20 protein-coding genes and 1 pseudogene are annotated in these 25,636 nt (G+C 66.2%); 18 read left to right on the top strand and 3 right to left on the bottom strand.

Annotated features, from left to right (window positions below; translation table 11 throughout):
• Positions 1–87: 87 nt before the first annotated feature.
• Complete coding sequence (locus CP978_RS19985; RefSeq protein WP_043449036.1) at positions 88–846, bottom strand: Crp/Fnr family transcriptional regulator; 759 nt, start codon at positions 844–846, stop codon at positions 88–90.
• Positions 847–1,300: 454 nt separating this feature from the next.
• Here CP978_RS19985 and rpsL point away from each other — a divergent pair, with 454 nt between their 5' ends.
• The 13 genes from rpsL to gdhA all read left to right on the top strand — a co-directional run bounded on the left by rpsL (position 1,301) and on the right by gdhA (position 20,441).
• Positions 1,301–1,672, top strand: coding sequence for a 30S ribosomal protein S12 (gene rpsL, locus CP978_RS19990; protein ID WP_030422047.1), 372 nt, complete (start codon positions 1,301–1,303; stop codon positions 1,670–1,672).
• A gap of 2 nt (positions 1,673–1,674) precedes the next feature.
• The gene (gene rpsG, locus CP978_RS19995) at positions 1,675–2,145 is read left to right on the top strand and encodes a 30S ribosomal protein S7 (protein WP_003992340.1); all 471 of its coding nucleotides are present in this window, start codon (positions 1,675–1,677) and stop codon (positions 2,143–2,145) included.
• Positions 2,146–2,184: 39 nt separating this feature from the next.
• On the top strand, positions 2,185–4,311 hold the full coding sequence (gene fusA / locus CP978_RS20000) for an elongation factor G (protein WP_043442999.1): 2,127 nt from the start codon (positions 2,185–2,187) through the stop codon (positions 4,309–4,311).
• A gap of 167 nt (positions 4,312–4,478) precedes the next feature.
• Positions 4,479–5,672 carry an elongation factor Tu gene (tuf, locus tag CP978_RS20005; RefSeq protein WP_043443001.1) on the top strand — a complete coding sequence of 398 codons (1,194 nt, stop codon included), beginning with the start codon at positions 4,479–4,481 and terminating at the stop codon, positions 5,670–5,672.
• A gap of 250 nt (positions 5,673–5,922) precedes the next feature.
• A complete protein-coding gene (locus tag CP978_RS20010) occupies positions 5,923–9,036 on the top strand; it encodes a glycosyl hydrolase 115 family protein (protein ID WP_150478258.1) in 3,114 nt (1,037 codons plus the stop codon).
• Positions 9,037–9,338: 302 nt separating this feature from the next.
• Positions 9,339–9,776, top strand: a complete 438-nt coding sequence (locus CP978_RS20015) for a DUF2563 family protein (RefSeq protein WP_227745415.1) — start codon at positions 9,339–9,341, stop codon at positions 9,774–9,776.
• A 1,647-nt stretch (positions 9,777–11,423) separates the two neighbouring features.
• Positions 11,424–12,644 (top strand): type VII secretion-associated serine protease mycosin, encoded by a 1,221-nt coding sequence (gene mycP / locus CP978_RS20025; protein ID WP_043449041.1) that lies wholly within the window; start codon positions 11,424–11,426, stop codon positions 12,642–12,644.
• 190 nt (positions 12,645–12,834) lie between these two features.
• Positions 12,835–13,203, top strand: a complete 369-nt coding sequence (locus CP978_RS20030; protein WP_052454197.1) for a hypothetical protein — start codon at positions 12,835–12,837, stop codon at positions 13,201–13,203.
• Positions 13,204–13,269: 66 nt separating this feature from the next.
• On the top strand, positions 13,270–15,531 hold the full coding sequence (locus CP978_RS20035; RefSeq protein ID WP_150478260.1) for a DUF6571 family protein: 2,262 nt from the start codon (positions 13,270–13,272) through the stop codon (positions 15,529–15,531).
• 61 nt (positions 15,532–15,592) lie between these two features.
• On the top strand, positions 15,593–16,597 hold the full coding sequence (locus CP978_RS20040; protein WP_150478261.1) for a hypothetical protein: 1,005 nt from the start codon (positions 15,593–15,595) through the stop codon (positions 16,595–16,597).
• 243 nt (positions 16,598–16,840) lie between these two features.
• Complete coding sequence (locus CP978_RS20045) at positions 16,841–17,218, top strand: hypothetical protein (protein WP_144401471.1); 378 nt, start codon at positions 16,841–16,843, stop codon at positions 17,216–17,218.
• 279 nt (positions 17,219–17,497) lie between these two features.
• A complete protein-coding gene (locus CP978_RS20050; protein WP_150478262.1) occupies positions 17,498–18,382 on the top strand; it encodes a hypothetical protein in 885 nt (294 codons plus the stop codon).
• Positions 18,383–19,085: 703 nt separating this feature from the next.
• On the top strand, positions 19,086–20,441 hold the full coding sequence (gene gdhA, locus CP978_RS20055; protein ID WP_043443011.1) for an NADP-specific glutamate dehydrogenase: 1,356 nt from the start codon (positions 19,086–19,088) through the stop codon (positions 20,439–20,441).
• Positions 20,442–20,579: 138 nt separating this feature from the next.
• On the opposite strand, the gene CP978_RS20060 is transcribed toward gdhA, so the two are convergent.
• Positions 20,580–21,074, bottom strand: a complete 495-nt coding sequence (locus CP978_RS20060) for an ATP-binding protein (protein WP_227745640.1) — start codon at positions 21,072–21,074, stop codon at positions 20,580–20,582.
• A gap of 179 nt (positions 21,075–21,253) precedes the next feature.
• Here CP978_RS20060 and CP978_RS20065 point away from each other — a divergent pair, with 179 nt between their 5' ends.
• Together CP978_RS20065 and CP978_RS20070 are read left to right on the top strand one after the other, a co-directional pair.
• Complete coding sequence (locus CP978_RS20065; protein ID WP_043443012.1) at positions 21,254–22,132, top strand: helix-turn-helix domain-containing protein; 879 nt, start codon at positions 21,254–21,256, stop codon at positions 22,130–22,132.
• Positions 22,129–22,338: a DUF397 domain-containing protein gene (locus CP978_RS20070; protein WP_043443014.1), complete on the top strand. Its 210-nt coding sequence runs from the start codon at positions 22,129–22,131 to the stop codon at positions 22,336–22,338. Before CP978_RS20065 ends, CP978_RS20070 begins: the two co-directional genes overlap by 4 nt.
• A gap of 12 nt (positions 22,339–22,350) precedes the next feature.
• On the opposite strand, the gene CP978_RS20075 is transcribed toward CP978_RS20070, so the two are convergent.
• Positions 22,351–22,575, bottom strand: coding sequence for a hypothetical protein (locus CP978_RS20075; protein WP_043443016.1), 225 nt, complete (start codon positions 22,573–22,575; stop codon positions 22,351–22,353).
• Positions 22,576–22,814: 239 nt separating this feature from the next.
• On the opposite strand from CP978_RS20075, the gene CP978_RS20080 reads away from it, so the two are divergent.
• The 3 genes and pseudogenes from CP978_RS20080 to CP978_RS36520 form a co-directional block, all read left to right on the top strand.
• Positions 22,815–23,411, top strand: coding sequence for a hypothetical protein (locus tag CP978_RS20080; protein WP_052454198.1), 597 nt, complete (start codon positions 22,815–22,817; stop codon positions 23,409–23,411).
• On the top strand, positions 23,408–24,061 hold the full coding sequence (locus CP978_RS20085; RefSeq protein WP_043443018.1) for a hypothetical protein: 654 nt from the start codon (positions 23,408–23,410) through the stop codon (positions 24,059–24,061). The genes CP978_RS20080 and CP978_RS20085 overlap by 4 nt, the downstream gene beginning before the upstream one ends.
• Positions 24,061–25,491: pseudogene (locus tag CP978_RS36520) on the top strand (putative T7SS-secreted protein); the annotation flags it as partial. The gene CP978_RS20085 and the pseudogene CP978_RS36520, both read left to right, overlap by 1 nt.
• Between the last annotated feature and the right edge of the window lie 145 nt (positions 25,492–25,636).

Raw genomic sequence — 25,636 nt, forward strand, 5'->3', positions numbered from 1 at the left:
GGGTGGTGGCGGAAGGCCCACGCGGCGGGGCGGGGGCCTTCGAACGCCGGGGCAGGGTGTGCCGCCGTCGGGGGAGAGAGGGGGCGGTCAGCTCTCAGGCGACCTCGGCGGTGAGGGAATCCCGGTGGCCGGGCCCGCCGCGGCGATGCGGCGGAGTATGTCGGGGCGCCTGATCAGCAGCATGCGGCGGCCGGTCGCGACCGCCTCCTTGTCGCGGAGCTCGCGCAGCAGACGCTGCACCATCTCCCGGGAGGCACCCACCGAGCCGGCGAGTTCCTGTTTGCTCAGCGGCACGGAGAGCTCGATGCCCTCGGCGGTGCGGCGGCCGTGCGTGCGTGCGAGATCCAGCAGAAGGACCGCGAGACGTTCCCGCACGCTCAGGGAGGCGAACTCCAGCCGACGCCGGTCCGCCGCGCGGGTGCGGTCCGCGGTCAGTCCGAGCAGCGCGAACGAGACGGCGGGGGAGCGGCTCAGAAAGTCCCTGAACCGCTCGTGCTCGACCGCGGTCGCCCGCACCGGTTCCAGCGCGGTCACCGTGGCCGCCCGGGGCCGGCCGGTGAGCGCGGCCGCCTCGCCGATGATGTCGCCGGGCCCGCGCAGCGCGAGCAGCGCCTCATAGCCGTTGGCGGCCGAGGCGGTGACCTTCGTCCAGCCGTGCACCAGGAAGAGGACATGGGAGGAGGGCTCGTGCTGATGGAGCAGCACCACCCGCGGTCCGAAGGTCAGCTCATGGCCGAGCGCCAGCAGTGCCGAGCGGTCCTCCGCCTCCAGTCTCGCCAGGAACGGAACCCGGTCGTCCAGGCCCCCGTCGTCCGGCGAGTACGCCGCCGTCCATGTCGTCGCCATGCCCATCCCCCGAATCCCTCGCCCGCAGCGGACGGATCAACGTACTGAAAGCACATGCCGGTGGGGCACGGAAGAGCGCGATTCGGCCATGTCTGTCCGAAGTGCTTCGGGCGGGCCCCCGAGCTGCCGCCCGGGCACGCGGCTCCAGTCGCTTCGCGGTGCCCGGACAAGTGGGACCAAGCGCAGGCAGGGAGGTGCGGGGCACGGGGTGTCGAGTCCCGCTCCATTTGTTTTGACCGAAGTCCGTGCGGTAGGTACGCTCAGACCTTGTGCCTGGGGTGTGCCCTGGCTCTCGTGCGTGCCTTCAACCGCATGGCGAGCCGTCACCGGCCACCGCGATCTGCGCCCTTCTCGCCTTGCGGCGGGAGTCTGCGGGATTCGACACACCCGACCGCGTGGGTCGGTGAAGTTCCAGGTTAGCTGTACCCATCGGCACACAGAAACCGGAGAAGTAGTGCCTACGATCCAGCAGCTGGTCCGGAAGGGCCGGCAGGACAAGGTCGACAAGAACAAGACGCCGGCACTCGAGGGTTCCCCTCAGCGTCGTGGCGTCTGCACGCGTGTGTTCACGACTACCCCGAAGAAGCCGAACTCGGCCCTGCGTAAGGTCGCGCGTGTGCGTCTGACCAGCGGCATCGAGGTCACGGCCTACATTCCGGGTGAGGGACACAACCTGCAGGAGCACTCCATCGTGCTCGTGCGCGGCGGCCGTGTGAAGGACCTGCCGGGTGTTCGCTACAAGATCATCCGCGGCTCGCTCGACACCCAGGGTGTCAAGAACCGCAAGCAGGCTCGCAGCCGTTACGGCGCCAAGAAGGAGAAGTAAGAATGCCTCGTAAGGGCCCCGCCCCGAAGCGCCCGGTCATCATCGACCCGGTCTACGGCTCTCCTCTGGTGACCTCCCTCATCAACAAGGTGCTGCTGAACGGCAAGCGCTCCACCGCCGAGCGCATCGTCTACGGCGCCATGGAGGGTCTGCGTGAGAAGACGGGCAACGACCCGATCATCACGCTGAAGCGCGCCCTGGAGAACATCAAGCCGACCCTCGAGGTCAAGTCCCGCCGTGTCGGTGGCGCGACGTACCAGGTCCCGATCGAGGTCAAGCCCGGTCGTGCCAACACCCTGGCGCTGCGCTGGCTCGTCGGTTACTCCCGCGCCCGTCGCGAGAAGACCATGACCGAGCGTCTCCTCAACGAGCTCCTCGACGCCTCCAACGGCCTCGGTGCCGCGGTGAAGAAGCGCGAGGACACGCACAAGATGGCCGAGTCCAACAAGGCCTTCGCGCACTACCGCTGGTAGTCGCTACCCCATCGAGAACCGAGAGAAGACTGAAGCCTTATGGCTACCACTTCACTTGACCTGGCCAGGGTCCGCAACATCGGGATCATGGCCCACATCGACGCGGGCAAGACGACCACCACCGAACGGATCCTGTTCTACACGGGTGTCTCGTACAAGATCGGCGAGACGCACGAAGGCTCCGCGACCATGGACTGGATGGAGCAGGAGCAGGAGCGTGGCATCACGATCACGTCTGCTGCCACCACCTGTCACTGGCCGCTGGCCGATGTGGACCACACCATCAACATCATCGACACCCCGGGCCACGTGGACTTCACCGTCGAGGTGGAGCGCTCCCTGCGCGTCCTCGACGGTGCCGTGACGGTGTTCGACGGTGTTGCGGGCGTCGAGCCGCAGTCCGAGACGGTGTGGCGTCAGGCGGACCGCTACGGCGTTCCGCGTATCTGCTTCGTCAACAAGCTCGACCGCACCGGTGCCGAGTTCCACCGCTGCGTCGACATGATCTCCGACCGTCTGGGCGCTCAGCCGCTGGTCATGCAGCTGCCCATCGGTGCCGAGGCCGACTTCCGCGGCGTGGTGGACCTGGTCCGCATGAAGGCCCTGGTCTGGTCCGCCGAGGCGACCAAGGGTGAGATGTACGACGTCGTCGACATCCCCGACACGCACGCCGAGGCCGCCGAGGAGTGGCGCGGCAAGCTGCTCGAGGCCGTCGCGGAGAACGACGAAGAGCTGATGGAGCTGTACCTCGAGGGCGAGGAGCCCACCGAGGAGCAGCTGTACGCGGCGATCCGTCGTATCACCATCGCCTCCGGCAAGGCGTCCGACAAGACCGTCACCCCGGTGTTCTGCGGTACCGCGTTCAAGAACAAGGGCGTCCAGCCCCTGCTCGACGCGGTCGTGCGCTACCTCCCCTCGCCGCTCGACGTCGAGGCCATCGAGGGCCACGACGTCAAGGACCCCGAGGTGATCGTCAAGCGCAAGCCGTCCGAGGACGAGCCGCTGGCCGCGCTGGCGTTCAAGATCATGAGCGACCCGCACCTGGGCAAGCTCACCTTCGTCCGGGTGTACTCCGGCCGCCTGGTGTCCGGCACCGCCGTGCTGAACGCCGTCAAGGGCAAGAAGGAGCGCATCGGCAAGATCTACCGTATGCACGCCAACAAGCGTGAGGAGATCGAGTCGGTGGGCGCCGGTGACATCGTCGCCGTCATGGGCCTGAAGCAGACCACCACCGGTGAGACGCTGAGCGACGAGAAGGCCCCGGTGATCCTGGAGTCCATGGACTTCCCGGCGCCGGTCATCCAGGTCGCCATCGAGCCCAAGTCGAAGGGCGACCAGGAGAAGCTGGGCGTCGCCATCCAGCGCCTGGCCGAGGAGGACCCGTCCTTCCAGGTCCACTCGGACGAGGAGACCGGCCAGACCATCATCGGTGGTATGGGCGAGCTGCACCTCGAGGTGCTGGTCGACCGTATGCGCCGTGAGTTCAAGGTCGAGGCCAACGTCGGCAAGCCGCAGGTCGCGTACCGCGAGACCATCCGCAAGACGGTCGACCGGGTCGACTACACGCACAAGAAGCAGACTGGTGGTACCGGCCAGTTCGCCAAGGTGCAGATCTCGATCGAGCCGCTCGAGGGTGGCGACACCTCGTACGAGTTCGTTAACAAGGTGACCGGTGGCCGTATCCCGAAGGAGTACATCCCTTCGGTCGACGCCGGTGCCCAGGAGGCCATGCAGTTCGGCATCCTGGCGGGCTACGAGATGACCGGTGTCCGTGTCATCCTGCTCGACGGTGGCTACCACGAGGTCGACTCCTCCGAGCTCGCCTTCAAGATCGCCGGCTCGCAGGCCTTCAAGGAGGCCGCGCGCAAGGCCGGCCCTGTGCTCCTCGAACCGATGATGGCCGTCGAGGTCACCACGCCCGAGGACTACATGGGTGAGGTCATCGGCGACATCAACTCCCGCCGTGGCCAGATCCAGGCCATGGAGGAGCGGGCCGGTGCCCGCGTCGTCAAGGGCCTCGTGCCCCTGTCGGAGATGTTCGGCTACGTCGGCGACCTCCGCAGCAAGACGTCGGGTCGCGCAAGCTACTCGATGCAGTTCGACTCCTACGCCGAGGTTCCCCGGAACGTCGCCGAGGAGATCATCGCGAAGGCCAAGGGCGAGTAACGCACCCCGTTTACACGCTTTAGGCTTGACACCGACCGCCGGGTTCCGAATCCCGGAAAGGACCCTCGGTCCCCATACGGGCGAGGATCCCGGCGGGCGGCACCCCAGCAAAGATCACCTGGCGCCGATGAGTAAGGCGTACAGAACCACTCCACAGGAGGAACCCAGTGGCGAAGGCGAAGTTCGAGCGGACTAAGCCGCACGTCAACATCGGCACCATCGGTCACATCGACCACGGTAAGACGACCCTCACGGCCGCCATTACCAAGGTGCTGCACGACGCGTACCCGGACCTGAACGAGGCCTCGGCGTTCGACCAGATCGACAAGGCTCCTGAGGAGCGCCAGCGCGGGATCACCATCTCGATCTCGCACGTCGAGTACCAGACCGAGCAGCGTCACTACGCCCACGTCGACTGCCCCGGTCACGCGGACTACATCAAGAACATGATCACCGGTGCCGCCCAGATGGACGGCGCGATCCTGGTGGTCGCCGCGACCGACGGCCCGATGCCGCAGACCAAGGAGCACGTGCTCCTGGCCCGCCAGGTCGGCGTTCCGTACATCGTCGTCGCCCTGAACAAGGCCGACATGGTGGACGACGAGGAGATCCTGGAGCTCGTCGAGCTCGAGGTCCGTGAGCTCCTCTCCGAGTACGAGTTCCCGGGCGACGACGTTCCGGTCGTCAAGGTCTCCGCTCTGAAGGCCCTCGAGGGCGACAAGGAGTGGGGCGAGTCGGTCCTCAACCTGATGAAGGCCGTCGACGAGTCGATCCCGCAGCCCGAGCGCGACGTCGACAAGCCGTTCCTGATGCCGATCGAGGACGTCTTCACCATCACCGGTCGCGGTACGGTCGTCACCGGCCGTATCGAGCGTGGTGTCCTCAAGGTCAACGAGACCGTCGACATCATCGGCATCAAGACCGAGAAGACCACCACCACGGTCACCGGCATCGAGATGTTCCGCAAGCTGCTCGACGAGGGCCAGGCCGGTGAGAACGTCGGTCTGCTGCTCCGCGGCATCAAGCGCGAGGACGTCGAGCGCGGCCAGGTCATCATCAAGCCGGGCTCGGTCACCCCGCACACCGAGTTCCAGGCGCAGGCCTACATCCTCTCCAAGGACGAGGGTGGCCGCCACACGCCGTTCTTCAACAACTACCGTCCGCAGTTCTACTTCCGTACGACGGACGTGACCGGCGTGGTGACCCTCCCCGAGGGCACCGAGATGGTCATGCCGGGTGACAACACCGAGATGAAGGTGGAGCTCATCCAGCCCGTCGCCATGGAAGAGGGCCTGAAGTTCGCCATCCGTGAGGGTGGCCGTACCGTGGGCGCCGGCCAGGTCACCAAGATCGTGAAGTAAGCTCTCCAGCTTGCTCCGGGTCCGATGACCCCGGTGACGCGCACTGCGTGCACCTGAAGGGGCCCGTACGACATCACGTCGTACGGGCCCTTTCGCGTACCCGGGGCCGTGCGCCGTGCGGCCGGCCGGTCGGAGGCGGAACCGGGGCGCTGTTACGAAATTATTCGGTGCCTACGACCTCTGGCTCCCCGTAGATCACTCGCCCACCATTTGTCATGCCACTAACCAAATTCAGAGCGGGAGGGTGTGCATGTCTGCGCACGTCAGCAGGAGAGCCGTCCTGGGCGCGGGTCTCGCCGCGGTGCCGGTGCTTTCGTCGGGTGCCACGGGCGCCGCGTGGGCGGCCGGAAGTGGAAACGGGAACGGACAGGGAAACGAGAACGGACAGGGACACGGGCCCGGAGGCGGAGGTCTCCAGGTCACCGAACCCGGGGCCTATGTCTCCTTCGCGTCCCATGAACCGAGACCGGGCTCCTTCTCCCTGGTGGGCGCCCCGGTCGTGGTCAGCGCCGACGACCACTCCGGTGTCGTACGGGCCGCAGGGGACCTCCGCGACGACATCGAGCGGGTCACGGGCGTCCGGCCGGGCCGCACCATCGCCCGTAACGCCGTGCTGGTGGGCACGATCGGCCGCAGCCCGCTGATCGACTCGTTGGTGAAGTCGGGGAAGCTGGACGTCACCGGGGTGCGCGGAGGCTGGGAGACCTCGCTCCAGGCCGTGGTGGACCACCCGATGCCCGGGGTCGACCGCGCCCTGGTCATCGCGGGCAGCGACCCGCGCGGCACGATCTTCGGCGCCTACGACGTCTCGTACGGCATCGGGGTCTCGCCCTGGTACTGGTGGGACGATGTGCAGCCGGTGCGCCGCAACCGCGTCTGGATCCTGCCAGGCCGCCACACCCAGGGCACACCGGTGGTGAAGTACCGCGGTGTCTTCATCAACGACGAGAACCCGGCCCTGGGCCTCTGGGCACCCGCTTTCTTCGGTCCGGGCAAGGCGCCGGGCTACCCCGGCGGCTTCAACGCCGACTTCTACGCCAAGGTCTTCGAACTCCTGCTCAGGCTGAAGGGCAACTACCTCTGGCCGGCGGTGTGGGGGCGCGCCTTCGCGGAGGACGACCCGGAGAACCACCAGCGGGCCACCGAGTACGGGATCGTCATGGGCACCTCCCACGAGGCCCCCATGATGCGCGGCATCGAGGAGTGGAACCGCCACGCGAGCGGGGGCAAGGACCCGTACGGCGGCAATGGCGAGTGGTCGTACGTCCGCAACGCCCAGGCGGTCAAGGCGTACTGGCGGGACGGCCTGCAGCGCATGGTCGACGAGGGCTTCGAGGGCGTCGTCACCCTGGGCATGCGCGGCAACGGCGACACCAGCCTGCCGGACGGCGACGGCATCGAACTGATGCAGGAGATCATCTCCGAGCAGCGCCGCATCATCGAGGAGGTCACCGGCCGGCCGGCCGCCGAGACCCCCCAGGTGTGGACCCTCTACAAGGAGGTCCAGCGCTACTGGGACCGCGGACTGCGCGCCCCGGACGACGTCACGGTCGTGCTGACCGACGACAACTGGAGCAACATCCGTAAGCACCCCGACCCCGCGGAGGCCGCCCGACCCGGCGGCTACGGCCTGTACTACCACTTCGACTACGTCGGCGTGGGCCGCAACTACAAGTGGGTCGACACCGCCAACCTCCGCAATGTCCAGGAGCAGCTCCACCAGGCCCACGCCTACGGCAACCACGGCCTGTGGGTCGTCAACGTCGGCGATCTGAAGGGCAATGAGCTGCCGACCGAGTTCTTCCTCGACTACGCCTGGAACCCGGACAACTGGCCCCAGGAGCGGCTGACGGAGTGGGAACGCCGGTACGCCCGCCAGAACTTCGGCGAGAGCGACTCCGCGGCGATCGCGGAGGTGCTGGAGGAGTACGGCCGCCTCCAGGCCCGCCGCAAGCCCGAGCTGCTCAACCGCCGGATCACCCTCCAGGACGGTCAGGTCCGGTACGACGACCAGCAGAGCCCGTACCACTTCGCCCACCGGGAGATGGAGCGGGTCACCGACGAGTGGAAGGCCCTGGCGCGCAAGGCCGACCGGATCGCCCGGAAGCTGCCCGCCCGCAACCAGGACGCCTGGTTCGAACTGGTCGGCTACGAGGTGACGGCGACCGCCAACCTCTACGCCCTGCGGCAGGCCGAGTTCACCAACCTGCTCTACGCCGGGCAGGGCCGGGCGGCGACCAACGACCGGGCCAAGGAGGCGGAGGCGGGCCTGGAGCAGGACCTCGCCCTCGCCGCGCACTTCAACCACCAGGTCGCGGGCGGCAAATGGAACGGCTTCCAGACCCAGCCGCACATCGACTACGGCGATGTGGACCGCTACGGTCCGAACGCGGGCTGGCAGCAGCCGGAGATCGACAACGAAGCGATCCCGGACGTCCTGTTCCCGGCGGTACGGCGGATCGAGATACCGAAGGCCGCGGGTCTTGGCGTCTCGCTGGACGGCTCCGAGGACGCGGGGCAGTGGTGGCCGGGCGGCGCGACGACCCCGGCGCGGCTGCCGGAGTTCAGCCCGTACCAGACCCGCCCGCAGCAGTATGTGGAGATCTTCAACCGGGGCCGTACGGCCTTCGACTACCGGGTGGAGACCTCCGCCGCCTGGCTGGTGCCGGACCGCAAGCGGGGCCGGGTGGAGCAGCAGGAGCGGGTCGAGGTCCGGGTGGACTGGTCGAGGGTGCCGGCGGGCGGCGCGAAGGCGACGCTGACGGTGTCGGGCGCGGGCTCCTCGGTGACCGTCCAGTGCACGGCGGACAAGCCGTCGCAGCGGGGTCTGAAGGGCTTTGTCGAGGCGGGCGGCTATGTGGCGATCGACACCGAGCACTACGACCGCGCGGTGGGCACCTGGCGCCGGCTGGACGGCATCGGCCGCACCACGGCGGGCATGACCCCCTGGCCGGTCACGGCCCCCCGGCAGACCCCGGGCGGCGCCAAGTCCCCCCGTCTGGAGTACGAGGTGACGCTTCTGTCGCCGGGTGAGGTGACGCTCTGGGCGGAGGTGTCCCCGCGCAACCCGGCCCTCGCGACGAGCGGCCTGCGGTACGCGGTCTCCTTCGACGACGCGAAGCCGCAGACGGTGGACATCATCGAGGCCACGGGCTCGGACGACGGCTCGATGAACATCCAGTGGGCGCGGAACACCTCCGACAACATCAACCGCACCTCGACCCGGCACCGCCTCGCTGCCGGGACCCACCGCCTCACCTTCTGGATGGTCGACCCCACGGTCGTCCTCCAGCGCCTCCTGATCGACACGGGCGGCCTGCCGCAGACGTACCTCGGCCCGCTGGAGAGCCGACGACTGCGCTGACCTGCCACCGGGAAGGCGGGCGCAGGGTCACCGGACTCCGCGCCCGCCTCGGCGTGCGGGCGCCGCGAAGGCGCCTGCGCCTGGTTGAGTAGAACTACTCAGGCGCCCGCTCCCCCTGAGCTGGTTGGATCGAGTGACGTCGGCCGATTCGGATCGGCCGCGCACAACCCGGGTAGGCGCTGTCACTTGGCGTAGCTAGGGTTGTCACCGAGCAATGCGTGTTGTACGAACGCACGGGGGAGAGTGCTGTGTTGCCGAGCGATGCCGGGTCGACCGGACAGCCGCCGTCGCTGTTGTCAGGCTTGGCCGAGGGGACCGCGAGCGCCGTCGCTGCCCAGGCCGACATGGCCACGGAGTTGTCGTCGTTCACGAATTTCCAGAAGCGGGTGGACGCCCTGATCCGTGACCTGAAGGGCTCGGCCGCCGGCCCGGGCAAGGTCGGGGAGGCCCAGCTGGTCCGACACCAGTTCGGTGGCGGTGGCGGTTCGTGGTCGGAGGCGACCGGTCTGTACTCGGCCTACGAGACGGTGATCGGCGAACTGGAGACGCTGTCGAGGCTGCTGTCCGACTCGATGGAGGGCATGGGCATCGCCGTCATGGCCTCGCACAAGGGCTACGCGAACATCGACCTGGACACGCGGCACCGGATGACGGTCATCAGCGCGAGGGCGAGAGAGAACTACGGCGGAAGCTACGACCCCTCCCTGCCGCACGCACGCGACGCCGGTGGCACGATCTGATGGTGGTGACGGTGACGGGGGTGCCTTGATGGCGGGCAAGGGCAACGGTGGCGGTACGTCCTTCGAGGGCATGAGCCATGAGCAGATGCTGGCGTGGCTGGACCAGGCGAACTCGGGAGAGGTGCAGGCTGCCGCGGGCCGTCTGACGGCGGCGGCCGAGGAGATCCGGAAGATCGCCGAGGAACTGAAGGTCCGCCCACAGTGGGTGGAGTGGAAGGGCGAGGGCGCGGACGCGTTCCGTGCCTGGGCGAACGATCTGGCCAATTCCACGCTCCGGCTGGGTGACTTCAGCGAGGACGCGGCGAAGTGGCTGGGCGAGGCATCGGGTGCGATCGCCACGGCCCAGGCATCGATCCCCCGTGACACCAAGGGCGCACAGGCGAACCTGGACGCGGCGACGGCGGCCCACAACGACCCGGATTCGGCCGCGGTACGCGCCAAGTCGGCGACGGAACTCGCCGCGTTGAAGGCGGACCAGGAGAAGGTCCGCCTGGAGGCGGCGTCCCAGATGCACAAGCTGGGACAGTCCTACGAGCTCTCGGCGAGCCAACTGGACGGCCTGGAAAGGCCGAAGTTTCCACCGCCGCCGGATGAGATCAGGCCGCCGGAACCGCATCGCTCATCCGTGGAACTGACCCGCCCGGGAACCGGCACCACCCATGGTGTGAGTACCAAAAGCCCAAGTGCGAGTTATGGCCCCACCAACGGCATCAGCGCCGCTACAAGCTCTGAGCATCGGGATCCTGCGGCTTCCGGGCGCACTTCGAACCTGCCCCCCAGCGTGTCCCCGCCGAGTCACCCGCTTCCGTCGGTCGACGAGCCGGCGACGCGCGTCGGCATCGACACGGTGGCCGCGCCGCCAGAAGTCCGTCAGCCCGTCACGGGCCCTGCGGGAGCGCAGGCCGCGGCCGCGCGCCCGGACATGGGAACTCTGCCTCCGGCGCCCGGACCGGTTCCTCCGGTCTCGCGTGGCCTTGAGCGGATGCCTTCGGCTTCAGGGGGAGTTGAGAAGTCCGTCGGTGGAGGGCGCGTGCCCGCCCAGCCCGGCCAGAAGTCCATCGGGCCGGCTCCCGCTCGTGGCGTCGCAGGAACCAGTCCTTCCCCTGGCCGCAGCCTGCCAGGTCCTGTAAGCGCTATCGGCCAGGGCGCCTCGGGCCAGGGTCCCGCAGCCGGGCGTGGTGGTACGCCCGGTTCGGGGACCGGTGGGCGTCCGGCTGCACCCGCTGCCGGGGGACGGTCGATGGGCCGGGTTCCGGGGGGACCGGTAGGTGGCCCGACTGCAACTGGTCCCGGTCCGTCCGGCCGCCTGCCATCAACGAGTGCGCCAGGACAGCCGGTGTCTCGGAGCGTCGGCCCCACCGCCGGGCGTGCTGTATCCACGCCGCGTGAAGGCATCGTAGGCGGCACTCCACAGCGGACAGGCCGCCCTCCGGTACGACCCGGTACGCAGCTGCCCATGGCACCGACGCGGGGAGGTATCTCCGGCGGCGTGCCGAGCGAGACCGCGGGCGGCGCGCGGAGCGGCGTTCGCGGTGTTACGAACGGATCGCCGAGTGGTCCTCGGCAGCGGAGCCAGAAACAGAAGCCCAAGCGCCGAAGCGAACCACCGACCGACGGCCAATGATCAGGGGACACCAGAACATGCGCATGGCCGCGATCAACAAGTGGCATAGGGCAGCCCGCGTGGTGGCCTCGATGGCCGTCTGCGTACTCCTCGTGGGCGGCGCCACCACACAGGCTCAGGCCGCCGACTCCATCCGGGACATGCAATGGCACCTGGACGCCATGCACGCAGAGGACATGTGGCGAACGAGCACAGGTGAGGGCATCACGGTTGCTGTGATCGACACGGGTGTCGACCCGAGCAATGTCGACCTGAAGGGGCAAGTGCTCGACGGAAAGGACCTCGCCCCCGCAAAGCGTGCTGGAGACGAGCACACGGACTACGACGGCCACGGCACGGGAATGGCCGGACTCATCGCAGGCACAGGGGCGTTCCATGGCGGACGCGGGGCGTTCGGTCTTGCGCCAGGAGTCAAGATTCTCCCTGTCCGTATGCCTGCCACGAGCGACATCAGGGGCTACGCCGGTCCCTCGTACCTCAGCCGGGCCATTCGCTATGCGACAGACTCGGGAGCCCAGGTCATCAATATCTCCATGGGTGCCCGGATCGGCTCACCCCAGCTCACCGAGGCGGTGGACTACGCGCTGTCCCATGGCTCACTTGTCTTCGCCGCAGTAGGGAATGACGGGGGTAAGGACAACCCGGTCGAATACCCGGCGGCCACACCCGGAGTGGTGGGGGTGGCCGCCGTCGGCAAGAACCTCAGGAGAACCGAGGAATCCGCATTCGGCGACCAGGTCGACGTGGCAGCTCCCGGTGAGGACATGGTCGCGGCGTGCAGGGGAGAGACCGGTCTGTGTCGAGGCCATGGCACCAGCGATGCCACCGCCATCGCCTCCGCCAGCGCCGCTTTGATCTGGTCGGCCCACCCGGACTGGACCAACAACCAGGTCCTGCGCGTCATGCTGAACACCATCGGCGGTCCCACGGACGGCGCCAAGCGCAATGACTCCATCGGCTACGGCATCGTCCGCCCGCGCATAGCGCTGAAGAACCCGGGCGACCCTGGCCCCGCGGACGTCTACCCGCTCCCGGACCTGGCGGCCTCGGCATCGCCCTCTGCGTCGCCGACTTCCACCGAGGCAGCGAGTCGCGACGCGAAGACCCCGGCTGCGGCAACCGCCAAGAACGACGACGGCAACGGCCTGCTGTGGGCCGGCCTCGGCGGGGGCGCGGTTCTGGTGCTGGGCGGGGTAGGAGCGGCTGTCGCTGTCGCTAGGCGTCGGCGGCCCAATGCTTTCTGACTGTTGACCACCACTTGGAGGACCAGGTCCAGTCGTCAACATTAATGCGCCAGGCCGTGCTGACGAGCGCAGTGCTCTGTGCGGCCTGGCGGACCGCATGTTGGAAACAGTCGAATGGGGGGAAGAACCCGTGGCAGGCGCAACAGGAGAGACCGGTCTCGATGGGCGCGGGACCACACAAGCTGTCGGTATGAGGCTGAACCAGTTCCCGGCCGATCAGGGCGCGCAACCGGATCTGGCGTCTTCGCCGGCCGAGATGCGGGCCGCAGCCCGGGCCATTGACCAACACATCCTGGGCGACACTCGCAAGGCCGGGGCCTTACCTGACAAGGACACTGAAGCTGTTGTCAAGGAGTTCGGGGCAAAGGACGGCCACGGGTGGCTGACCTCCAGGGCTGTACAAAGAGCCCACAACGCCTGGGGCGAGCAGGTAAAGGCCCACACAGATCGACTGTCGAGTGACAGGGATTCCCTCAAGGGGGCCAACCAGGTCTTGCATGGCACCGATACCGTGATCGGAGCCAAGACGGGCCAAGTATCGGTTTTCCACTCCTACTAGCAGCTGATACAGCGGCACTCTGCGGAGTTCGAACCGACTCGTACGCCACTGCATTTACGGGGATTCATGCCGACGTACCACGAGATTCTAACGACCGATCTGTCCATGCTTACCACTGCTGCGGAGTGCTGGGACGCAACCGCGAAGGAGTTCCACGAGCAGGAAAAGGCTTACGAGCGTGATGTGCAAGGAATCACTCTTCTTCCCACATCAAGAGGAGTGAGTTCGGACGCCGCCAGCAAGCGCTTCGATACCACTCTCAAGGAATTCCAAAATGCGCAGGTCGAAGCGAAGGCGATCGCGTCGCTCCTCCGCGATGCACATGAACAGTTTGTCGACCTTCGCAAGAAGCTGCAGGCGGCCCGGGACGAGGCAATTGAGAAGGGCATGCTGGTCTCGGACCAAGGCGTGGTTTCCTACGACTACGGAAAACTGAGCGCAGGCGAAGCCAGTGCCCTTCACCATGACCCAGATTATAAGGAGATCGTCCGAAAGGCTGTCGTCTCCTGGCAGGAGCGCATCGACCGGCTGGTGAACGACGTGGGCGACGCGGACAAGGGCGTGGAGGTCGCCTTCAAGGCCGTAGTGATCGACTCAGACCCGATGGACGGCACCACCAACGGCTTCAATGGCAAAGCCCAGGGTGACATCGAGAAGTACGAAGCGCAGGAAGCCAGCGACATCGCGAATCGGATCACCCTCGGAGAAAACATCTCCGCTGCGGAACTTGCCGAACTTCAACGCACTTTCCGAGACAATGCTGGCGACAATTCGTTCAGTCGCGCCTTCCTGGATGAACTGGGAGCAGACGGAACTATCAGGTTCATCAATGAGCTGAACCACCTCGCCTACGACTCGGATAAGAGTCATGAACGTGTATACATGGAACTGCAGGGCGGGTTGGCCGATACCGTGGCTCAAGCGACTCAGGTGCCTGGTTCCGTTACAGAGATGCCTCCGGGGTCGCAGAAATTCAAGGAGTGGCTCGCCAGTGGCGACGGAAAATTTTACCGGGATTGGATGAAAGGCCTTGATGAATATGGCAACAAGAACTACGCGACCGGTGCGAACCCCCTGTACGGGTATCAGGCGTTCGTCAGTATGATGCAGCATGGCGATGCCAAGTACGATGACCAGTTCCTGTACGAGATGGGCCACGACCTGATCGAAGTTGATAAGAAGCATCCAGGCTTTTCTACGGAATGGGGAGGCGGGCACGATGGCGTCCGAGCAGACGCACTTGACGGACTCCTTGGTGTCATGAGTAAAAATCCCGATGCCGCCACTGCTTTCTTCGACCCGACTGGAAAGGGCAACGATCACCTGCACTATCTGCTCGGTAGCGGTGACGGCGCACGGGAGTGGCCGAAACATATAAACGCTGGTGTCTCGGTCATCGAGATGGACGACCCCCTGAGCCGGGTAGGCCTCGGTGCAGCCCTGGAGGCAGCGGCGACCGGCCATCCTCCGCTCGCGAAAGGCCAGGACCCTTGGCCTGAAATGTCACACAGCGACGCCGAAGCACGTGTGATGCACGGAATCATCGAGGAGCTCAAGCCGTCCACAGGTAATGACGCCGACGTGAAAAGGAACCTACGTCAACCATTGGCGAACGCTCTGGCGGAGTATACGAACGATACGCACGAAATCCTGGGTGGTATGGGTACCGAGTATGTGCGGGCAGCGACCGGGGATGGATACTTTCATGATGGCGAAACGGTGCATTTGGGGGTCTCGCAGAAAGACCTCGTTCAAGTTATGCGTGGCTTGTCTGACGATCCAGATGCATATGCCACGCTACACAAGGCGGAATCTCGGTATATCAATGCTGAGCTGAACAAGATCCCGGACGGTGAGACGGATTTTGCGCAGTCCGGGCCTCTCGGTAAGGCAGGCGCTGCGCTCGGCAATTACAGCGCCATTCGGGAAGACGTGATAAATAGTGATCGTATGGACGACTATCTCAAGGCTGACTGGAAATCGAAGATCGCTTACCATATTGTTGGCGGGGTGGTCACTCCATTGGCTATCCCGACCGCTGGTGGTTCGCTTGCGGTAGGCGATGCCCTTCAGCGTGGTGTCGACACTTGGGCCTGGCTGTGGGGCAATGACATGAAGGGGAAGGCAGACGCTAAGGCCGATGCCGCGATTGCCGATATGTATCTCGATGCCAACAACCAGCTAGGCGACATGCTCGCCGGATGGGCAGATGGCAGGCCAGATATCGACCCGAACTCTCGAAGTGGTAAAGATTTGCTGGACGCTTTTCGTGGTGAAATGCTCAACAGTCACGATCGAGGGTCGAACTTGGCGGCGAAATACATGTAACAGTTGCCTCGAATCAGATTGGCAACCGCTCAGCATTGCGTCTCTGCATGAAGGAAGAGTCTTGCCTGAACTGCCCACCCGTCGTTCTCTGCGGATCCGTTTCGTCCCGGTGGCCGCTGTCGTCTTTTGTGTTGTGGCTGCTGGAGGGGCCGCGGCGTGGTTCCTTCTTGGGGCTGACCAGAAAACAGGGACTTGCGAGGCGCTTCTCAAAGACGAGCACGTACGCAGCGCGTTGGGAAGCAGCTACAAGGCTGATATGTCATGTTCGGAGCTGGGAGAAGCCGTAAAGAAGGCTGCTGTGGGCGTGCAGCCGGGACAACACTCGCTTCAGCAGGCGCAGGTAATGAAAACGGTGGTGATGGCCGTTGACGAGAGCCTAGAGAAGACCAGCGGCCATATTGATGCCGCACTGCGCGTGCCCTTCGCCGAGTCCCTTGCGGACTACGCAGCGGACACAGCGTCGACCATTGGTCTCGGAGACAGGGACTACGTCCGCAACGGCTCGCCCTCCAAGCCGGCCTGGAAGGATGATGAGGGCGTCCACATGGCTGTACCGCGCTATACGCTGCTCCGGGTCGCGCGCGCCCTCTCGGAAGACTCCACGGCTTACGTCACACTGCGAGGGGCCACGACGCACCATGCTGCTGAGGTACTCACAGCCGTGCCCCGCAGGGCCACCGGCGTCGACCTCACCGTTCCTCCCATGCTCAACTCCCATGTGTTCGGCGCTTTTGACGCCTTCGCCACTGCTGTCCGGCGCGACCTCGGCAAGGAACGGGCGGCGGAATGGGACCGGAAGGTGTTCGAGGAGGCGACGGCGAGGCAGTCTGTGCCTCCCCCTTACGCCAAGGATCCCGTCGGCCACCTTGTCGCCTCTTGGCAGCAGACGTTGCGTGAGGGCGGACTCGAGAACAGCGCGGATGTCCTTGAGCAGCAAAATGCCGTCATGGTCGACATATGGGGCAAGGCCACAGGACTCGGCGACAAAGTCCGGGACTCACTCCACGACGACGCGCTGAACGACACATCCGCAGCACGGGGCAACGCGCTTCGCAATCTCTCCTGACCTCGATTTGTCAGCGACTTCGAGTATACGGCGATCTGGCGAATTGCCCGCAATGCCTTGGGGTGTGATGGATGGCATATCCGGAGTTCATCGATGAAAAGATTTTCTTGTTGCGTAGCAGTCATCATTGCTCTGTCGGGAGCGTTGACTGGGTGTAGCAAAAACATGGCTATACCGAAAGATTTCTGTAGTGTGCCCGTAAATGGATCTACGCTGTCGCCGCTCCTTCCAGATGGAGAACAGGTGAAGAAGACGCGTGAAGACCCGCTGGAAGCTGGCCTACGGAATACGTACTGCTATCTGGGCGTCGACGGGGTTCGGGTCTTGAGCGTCACGGTTCGCCAGATCGATAAGCCGTTGCCTCCCGAGGATTGGAAAAATGCAACCTCCTACTACAGGATGGCAGCCGAACGGAGGATGACTTTCCCCGGGCGTGCCGTTATCGGGGCTGATGGGGCGTTGGTCGTGGCGAAATGTGGAAGCCCTACGGCGTACATACTCTTTGATGTCGACTTCTATGGAGGCCGAGTTGAGAATACGCAAGCTGGGTACAAGAAGCTTCAGCGCTTCCTGGAAGATTTCACGCCCGCGGTAACCAAGAAGCTCCGATGCACCACTTGATGAGCAGGCCCTGCACTGAACAGCAAGTGCGGCACGTTCGGCCAAAGTGTCGACGTCTGTAAGAAGTTGGGGGAGGACAAGCGCGTTCGGTCGGCGCTTGGCTCCAGTGATCCTGATGGATGACGAGGGTGCGAAGGATCGTGTGGACAGCCTTGCGACGGCAACTCTCCAGGGTCATGGCCGGGGGCTGGCGATGCGTTTAAGTATCTTTAAGCGTGCACGAATTTATTCGATCAGGCCCTGGACTGCCCGCACTCTTAGCCGGCAATGAAGGAAGTCGTGTCCCAACCAGCAGAAAAGTCGTCCAGGAGAGTATTTTCCAAGGTTGCCGTCGGCATCCTCTCGCTTGTGGTTTTGGCCGCCGGTTTTGGAGCATGGTCGTACGTCGACTCGGTTCGCGAGGGAAAGAACTGCAAGGACCTTCTAGGGGACAAGCGGGTGGAGAAGGCCCTGGGGGCGGGGTATCAGTCGGATCTCAGTTGTGCACAGTTGGGTAATGCGGTCAAGCGAGCCACTATGGGCTCGGTGGCACGCGAGCACTCACTGGATCAGGCACGGTCGATGCAAAGCCTGCTGACAGTGATGAGTGAGCAGGTCAGCGGGAATGCTGGTGAGCTGGATGTTGACTTGGCTGTTCCCTTCTCTGAAGCCTTGGCCGACTATGCCGAGGATATGGACCAGATACTTGCCTCGGTGAACGTCGAATACATTCGCAGGGATACGTCGTCGACGTCACCGTGGCAGGATGACGACGGTGTGCACATGGCGGTGTCGCTGGAGTCCCTGCTGCAGGTGATGCGTTCGCTCTCCGAAAGTTCTGCCGCTTATGCCATCCTGCGTGAATCTATTACGCAGGAGATCGCTGGTCGCCTCGCTGAGACGTCACCTGATGCGGAGAAGGAGAAGCTGTCCCTTCTTGCCAAGCTCTCCTCGAGAGTCCTGGGCAACTTCGATGCGGTGGCGGAGAAGGCTCGGGGCGAAGGAGGGGAGGCGGGGGTCTGGGATCGGGACGTTCTTGCGCGGCTGTCGAAAAAAAGGTTAACGTCCCGCCGTACAGCAAGGATGGTGCCGGCCACCTTGTTGCGTCGTGGGACCGGAAAGTTCGAGTTGAGGGTAAGAACGGCGATGCCCTTAGCCTTTTTGAAATTCAGGGTACGGAGATGACACGTACCTGGAGTACCGGGATGGGTCTGGGGCGGGAGCTCTCGGATTCCTTGGTCGGCGACTCGCTCAACAGCGCCAGTCGGGGGCGCAGTAGCGCGCTGCGACTGCTTGGCTGATCAGCGCGGTCGGCCAGGATGCGGACGTCTGTAAGGACCTGGGGGAGGGCAAGCTCGGACTGTTCGCCGGCTCGGGGAGGCAGTTCGGAAGGCGACGGTCGGGAGCGAGCCCGGTGCGCACTCGCGACGGCTGGCCCAGGCCGTGAGGAGGGGACGGCCGATGCGGATTCGCCCTAGGGGCTTCTGTGGGCGTGGCGTTCGTCATATCGGACAGTTGTGCGGGGCGGGTGGTGTCGGGGGTGGGCGTGATCGGTGCGGGGGATCGTCCCGCCCGGGGTCCCGTCGGCCGCTGGACACGTTCGCCGTGGTCAACGTGGGGTATCGCCGATCTGTCCCTCGGATGGAGCAGCCGTCGAGTATCAGGTGATTGGCAGCGATGTGTCCGGTGCGTTTCGGGTCGAGTGGTCTCAGATAGTGGGCGGGGACCACATGGCCACTGGTCACCACGTTTACACAGGGGTAACACTGAAGGGTCGGCCGTTTCCCGGATGACCCTTCCCGGGGCGGCCCTGTCCTGTGCGCAGGCAACGGCGCCGAGCGCATCACCACCGGTTTCCACCGGTAGTCGTGCCAGAAAGGGGTCCCCTGTGACGCGACCCGACACGAAGACCTTGCTCGCCTCCCTGCTCGCCGACATCGAACGGCGCAACCCGGCCCAGCCCGAGTTCCACCAGGCCGCCCATGAGGTGCTGGAGACTCTGGCGCCGGTGCTCGCCGCCCGGCCGGAGTACGCGGACGCCGGACTGGTCGAGCGCCTGTGCGAACCGGAGCGGCAGATCATCTTCCGGGTCCCGTGGCAGGACGACCACGGCCGGGTTCATGTCAACCGTGGCTTCCGTGTGGAGTTCAACAGCGCGCTCGGCCCCTACAAGGGCGGTCTGCGCTTCCACCCGTCGGTCAACCTGGGCATCGTGAAGTTCCTCGGCTTCGAACAGATCTTCAAGAACGCGCTGACCGGACTGGGTATCGGCGGCGGAAAGGGCGGCAGCGACTTCGACCCGCACGGCCGCTCCGACGCCGAGGTCATGCGCTTCTGCCAGTCCTTCATGACCGAACTCCACCGGCACATCGGCGAGCACACCGACGTGCCCGCCGGTGACATCGGTGTCGGGGGCCGTGAGATCGGCTACCTGTTCGGGCAGTACCGGCGCATCACCAACCGCTGGGAGGCCGGCGTCCTCACCGGCAAGGGGACGCGGTGGGGCGGCTCCGCGATCCGCCCCGAGGCCACCGGCTACGGCAACGTCCTGTTCACCGCGGCCATGCTCCGCGAGCGGGGTGAGGACCTGGAGGGGCAGACCGCCGTAGTCTCCGGCTCCGGCAATGTCGCCATCTACACCGTCGAGAAGCTGATCGCCCTCGGCGCGAACCCGCTGACCTGCTCCGACTCCACCGGCTATGTCGTGGACGACAAGGGCATCGACGTCGAGCTGCTCAAGCAGATCAAGGAGGTCGAGCGCGGCCGGGTCGGCGACTACGCCGCACGGCGGGGCGCCTCGGCGCGGTTCGTCGCCGGCGGCAGTGTCTGGGACGTCCCGGCCGACATCGCCCTGCCGTCGGCCACCCAGAACGAGCTGGACGCGGACGCCGCGGCCACGCTGGTGCGCAACGGCGTCAAGGCCGTGTCCGAGGGCGCCAACATGCCCGCCACCCCGGAGGCGGTCCACCTCCTCCGGCAGGCGGGCGTCGCCTTCGGCCCCGGCAAGGCGGCCAACGCGGGCGGCGTCGCGGTCAGCGCCCTGGAGATGAGCCAGAACCACGCCCGCACCGTCTGGCCCCGCGCGCGGGTGGAGGAGGAGCTGACCCACATCATGAACGGCATCCACGCCACCTGCCACGAGACCGCCGAGCGCTACGGCGCCTCCGGCGACTATGTCACCGGCGCCAATATCGCCGGCTTCGAACGCGTCGCCGACGCGATGCTGGAGCAGGGCGTGATCTGATCCCGCCGCCGTACCTCTGATCCTCGGCCCCCGTTCTCGCCGCCCCCGGACAGGGGCTGAGGGCGGGGGCGCGTCAGGGTTCTGGGCACCCGTCGGGAAGCCCTACTTGCTCGGTGGCCAGGCCCTCGATCGGGATCTCTACTCCCGGCCGGGGGCCGCTGCATGTGTGCGGTCGTTCGCGCTGAGAGCAGGGGAGTCGGGGGCGCCGGAATCCGTGGGGCCGGGTGCCGGCGACGCACAGCGCAGCTCGGCCCAGACCCGCTTGCGCGGGAATCGGTCCTCGGCCACGCCCCAGCGGTCGGCAAGCGCGTCCACGAGGAGCAGGCCCCGTCCCGACTCGTCGTCCCCGCTGGGACGTTGGAGTGCTGGGAGCCGGTCACCGCGGGTGTCGGTGACCTCGATACGGAGGGTGCCGCCGATCACGTAGAGCGTCAGCCGGAAGTCCCGCCCGGGGACACGACCGTGTGTGACGGCGTTGGCCGCCAGCTCGGCCACGAGGAGGTCCGCGGGCTTCGTGGGCAGCCCCCAGCGGCGGAGCTGCGCCTCCGCGAGCAGGCGTGCGAGGCGGGCCCCGCGCCGCGTGGAGGACAGCAGCACGGTGAAGTGGGGGAGCGTGGTCGCTGGTGGGGCCATGGGCTCGGCGATTTCCTGATTCACATCACTGAGCGTGGCCGACCGCATCTACCGTGAGGAGTGACTGAGTGGTTGCGTACCGTGACTGTCGGCGAGCTGTCCGGTGCTGTCCGGGCTGTCGGCACCGTTGCCACGGGTAAGGCGTCGCGGTACGACGCGGGACTACGGAGGGGCGCGGCATGTCGGTGGACGGCGAGGCGGTACGGCTCAGGAGCGAGGCGGATGAACCGGGGTGGGAGGTGGACCCGGACGACGAGTGGGGCGTGGCGGTCATCACCACGGTGGGGCGGCAACTGAAGCTGCGGCGTGAGGCGGCGGGACTGCGGGCCGCCGAGTTCGGAAAGGCCGTCGGGTACGGGGAGGACCTGGTCTACAAGGTCGAGGGCGGGAAGCGGATTCCTCGGCAGGATTATCTGATCAGGGCCGATGAACTGTTGGACGCGGGTGGGCTCGTCGCGGCGACATGGGAGGACGTGAAGAGGGTCCGATACCCGAAGAAGGTTCGGGACATCGCGAAGCTGGAGGCGCAGGCGGTCGAGATCGGGGTGTACGTGTGCAACAGCATCAGTGGGTTGCTGCAGACACCGGAACATGCGCGGGCGCTCTTCCACGCTGCGCAGCCGCCGTACTCGCCAGATGATGTGGAGCGCATGGTGGCCGCTCGGACGGCTCGGGGGGCGATCTTCGAACGCGATCCGGCTCCTTCTGTCAGTTTCGTGCTGGAGGAGGCGACGCTGCTACGGGAGGTCGGCGGCACAATGGTGTGGCGTGGGCAGCTTGAACGCCTGCTGGAGGTAGGGCAGTTGCGCAACATCACACTTCAGGTAATGCCGACGAAGACCGATGCTCACCCCGGGGTGGACGGCAAGATTGAGGTGCTGAAGTTCGCGGATGGCACGGCAGTGGGGCGTTCCGACGGCGCGTTCAACGGCCGGCCGACCTCCGAACCAAAGCTCCTGCGCATCCTTGAACTGCGCTACGGCACCATCCGGGCGCAGGCTCTCACGCCCCGGGATTCGCTGGCCTTCATCGAGCACCTACTGCTGGGGGAAACATGATCCGTAAGACTGCTGCCGGTGACGCCGCCGAGCCGGCGTGGTTCAAGAGCAGCTACAGCGACGGCACCGATGGTGAGTCGTGCGTCGAGATGGCCACTGGCCCCGGCACCGTCCACGTCCGAGACTCCAAGGACATCGCCGGCCCCCGGCTCGCGTTCGCCCCGGGCGCATGGGCGGCGTTCGTCCCGTATGTGTCCGAGGGCTGATCGCGCCGCCGGTCAGAGGGCGCTGCTGCCGTCCCGGCCGGGCGTGCGGGCGAGCCGGGAGAGCAGCTTGGCGTAGACGGCGGTGGTCGCGGCGACCACCGTGACGATGAGTGACAGGGCCAGGATGCCGAGCAGCGCCGACCACTGGCGCAGTTCGCTGCGGCAGGCGCGGTCCTGCTGGAACGGGTCGAGCGGCGGGCCCTTGCATCGCGGGTCGCTCTCGCCCGTGGTGAGCACTATTTGGCTGACGGGTCCGTGTCGTCCGCGTCCATGCCGCGCTACTGGGCCCTGCCGCTGCGCCTCGGCCTTGTCTGCTGGCATCCCTTGGAGGCGTGTTCTGGAACCATGGCAGGCTCGACAGCGCTTACTGACAGCCGTGACCACCGTCTGCCGCCTGTTTGCAGAACTGACCAAGTATCAGCGACTCGCCCCGTTGCCTTTGCAATTTGCCGTGTGGAGTTGTGATGATGTGACGTATGGCTGAGCACGGGGGTGCGGTCGACGGGCCGCAGGGGATTCCACGTTCGCGACTCGCGGACTACGCGGAGATGATGGATACCCCGGCCGTGATGACGTCTTCGCGGGAGTACCGGGAGACGGGCACGAGGCAGGGTGAACAGTCGTCCGTTCAGGAGCCGGTTCCATCACCCGCATCCTCGTCTTCCGAAGCGGCGGTGCGCAGGCGTGAGTTCGCTGCGCTCCTCGGCGAGTTCCGTCGTACCGCGGTGCTGGTGCCGTTGGGTGACGGGCCGGGCCCGGACTCCGAACGCGGTCTGTTGACCGTCGACTTGGGCGGTATCCGCTTCATCCTGGCTTTCTCCGATGAGCAGGCGCTGGCGCGTTATGCCGTCGTACGTGGTGAGTCGAGCCGTGAGTGGACGTATCAGACGATTCTTGGCGCGCGTCTGCTGGATGTGGCCGTGCCCGCGGCCGGGGTGCCGTGCGGGGTGGCCTTGGACTGCGCGGACGGGGAGGACGGCATGGTGTTCCCGCCGGTGTGCGGGATCGTGCCGGATGCGGTGGCGGTGGACTTCGACGTGAACGCGGACGGACGAACGGGGGGAACGGCGTGACTGATGGTGGCAAGGACCTGTCCACGGAGGGGCTCGGTCTGGTCGCCAAGGGTCTGACCGAGGCGCTGGGCGAGCTGGAGGAACTCGGCATGGTCGGCGAGGCCGGCGCCGGGCGTGGTTTCGGTGAGATCGCGTTGTCAGGGCTTGAGCTGGGCCATGAGGGGCTGACGGGGGAGTTCACGGCGTTCTGCGAGCGCTGGGAGTGGGGTGTGCGGTCACTGATCAACGAGGGTAACGCCTTCGCTGTGAAGACGGGTCTGTCGGCGGGCACGCTCTACGAGACCGAGCACTACGTCGAGGGCAGTTTCAAGGTCGTCGCGAACTCGGCGATCGGTAATCCGTATGCGTCCGAGGAGGACGTGGAGGGCATGGGGTGGGGCGACATCGCGAAGTCCGGTGCGTTCGGCGGGGTGGACTACAGCAAGGAGTCGTTCGACAGGGCGCTGGCCAACAGTGAGCAGGGCTGGAAGGACGCCGGCCGGGACGTGATGACCTCGCACACCGTCGGACCGCTGGGCCTCAACCCGGAGAACCTGCACGGCGCGTTCGGTGTCTCCGACAAGGAGTACAACCAGTTCCTGGACGACACCTTCGGCCCCTCCCCCGAGGAACGCGCCAAGACGGCCGGGCAGCAGGACGGTCAGGGCTGATGGGACTGGGAGACCTGACCAACTCGCTGCTGGGCGAGGGCGAGCACCTCTGGGACGAGGGCAAGAAGAAGCTCGGCCAGGGCATCGACTGGACCACGGACAAGCTGGGTGAGGGCCTGGACTACGTCGGGCTGCACGACTGGGCCCATGGCGTGGAGGACTGGGGCGACGGCATCGCCTCCGATCTGGGCGCCACTCCGGGCGAGAAACAACTCGGCCAGACCGACGAGGCGAAAGACCTCGTCCACGGCGATCCGGGAAAGATCCGCGAGAGCGCCAAGCATCTGCGGGACTTCCACGGCGCCTTCGACAAGGTCCACCAGGGGATGAGGAAGGTCGATTCCTCCGGCTGGAAAGGCGAGGCCGGCGACACCTTCCGCAAGAAGTTCGGAGTGCACCCCACCAAGTGGGCACAGGCAGCCGATGCGTGCCACACGGCGGCCGGGGCGCTGGAGTCGTACGCGGAATCCGTCACCTGGGCGCAAGGCCAGGCCGAGGAAGCCGTCGAGCTCTACAACAAGGGCGTGAAGGCGTCCAAGGACGCGGCCGACGCGTACAACAAGAAGGTCGATGCCTACAACGCCAAAGTCAAGGCGAACCAGGACCCCGGTCCCAAGCCGGAGCCGTTCCAGGACCCCGGCAAGGTCGACATCCGATCCGCCGTTCAAAAGCTGGCCGAGGCGCGCAAACAGCGCAACACCGCCGCCTCCGAGGCCCAGAGCAAGGTCAAGGCCGCCCTCGCACACGCCCCCGCCGAGCCCCCGCCCCTGGAACGCCTCAGCCATGACCTCGTCGACGGCTACCAGGCCGTCAACCTCGAACTCACCCACGTCGTCGGCGGTGCCCTCAAGGGCACCGCAGGTCTGCTGAACTTCGCCCGTGGCCTGAACCCCACGGACCCCTACAACCTCACCCACCCGGCCGATTACCTGCAGAACGTCAGCATGACGCTCTCCGGCCTCGTCTCCACCGCCTCCCACCCCGAACGCGTCGTCCAGGCCGCCGTGGACGGCTTCAAGAAGGACCCCTCCGAGTTCGTCGGCCGCCTCATCCCCGAACTCATCGGCACCAAGGGCGCCGGACTCGCCCGCGGCGGCCTACGACTCGCGCTGAAAGAGGGCGCGGAGGGAGCCGCGGAACAGGGCCTGCGCAAGACCGCGCGCAGCGCGGTCGAGGGTGAGGGCGAGAAAGCGGCCGGGAAGACGGCTCGGGAGAAGGTGAACGGGGATCCGGCGGAAAACTCCCGATCCGAGGGTAAGCACAGCGAGGGCACCGACCCGATTGACCTCGCCACCGGCACGATGTACTTGCCGCAGACGGATGCCGTCCTTCCCGGTGTGCTGCCTTTGGCCCTGACTCGGCGAGTGGAGTCCGGCTACCACCTCGGCCGCTGTTTCGGGCCGTCCTGGTCCTCCACACTCGACCAGCGTCTGGAGATCGACGCGGAAGGCGTCGTCTTCGTCACCGAGGACGGCCTGCTCCTGGCCTACCCTCACCCGGCACCCGGTGTGCCGACCCTACCCAGCCACGGTCCGCGGCGTCCCCTGGACCGTGTGGACGGCGGCTACACGATCA

The organism is Streptomyces nodosus (genome assembly GCF_008704995.1).
Classification (GTDB): domain Bacteria; phylum Actinomycetota; class Actinomycetes; order Streptomycetales; family Streptomycetaceae; genus Streptomyces; species Streptomyces nodosus.

Bases quoted from the DNA above. Each gene is read 5' to 3' on its own strand.
- CP978_RS20065 (WP_043443012.1), top strand. From the start codon at position 21,254: ATGTCGGTGGACGGCGAGGCGGTACGGCTCAGGAGCGAGGCGGATGAA.
- fusA (WP_043442999.1), top strand. From the start codon at position 2,185: ATGGCTACCACTTCACTTGACCTGGCCAGGGTCCGCAACATCGGGATC.
- CP978_RS20080 (WP_052454198.1), top strand. From the start codon at position 22,815: ATGGCTGAGCACGGGGGTGCGGTCGACGGGCCGCAGGGGATTCCACGT.
- CP978_RS20035 (WP_150478260.1), top strand. From the start codon at position 13,270: ATGCCGACGTACCACGAGATTCTAACGACCGATCTGTCCATGCTTACC.
- CP978_RS19985 (WP_043449036.1), bottom strand. From the start codon at position 846: ATGGCGACGACATGGACGGCGGCGTACTCGCCGGACGACGGGGGCCTG.
- CP978_RS20030 (WP_052454197.1), top strand. From the start codon at position 12,835: ATGAGGCTGAACCAGTTCCCGGCCGATCAGGGCGCGCAACCGGATCTG.
- mycP (WP_043449041.1), top strand. From the start codon at position 11,424: ATGGCCGCGATCAACAAGTGGCATAGGGCAGCCCGCGTGGTGGCCTCG.
- CP978_RS20010 (WP_150478258.1), top strand. From the start codon at position 5,923: ATGTCTGCGCACGTCAGCAGGAGAGCCGTCCTGGGCGCGGGTCTCGCC.
- CP978_RS20070 (WP_043443014.1), top strand. From the start codon at position 22,129: ATGATCCGTAAGACTGCTGCCGGTGACGCCGCCGAGCCGGCGTGGTTC.
- CP978_RS20060 (WP_227745640.1), bottom strand. From the start codon at position 21,074: ATGGCCCCACCAGCGACCACGCTCCCCCACTTCACCGTGCTGCTGTCC.
- rpsG (WP_003992340.1), top strand. From the start codon at position 1,675: ATGCCTCGTAAGGGCCCCGCCCCGAAGCGCCCGGTCATCATCGACCCG.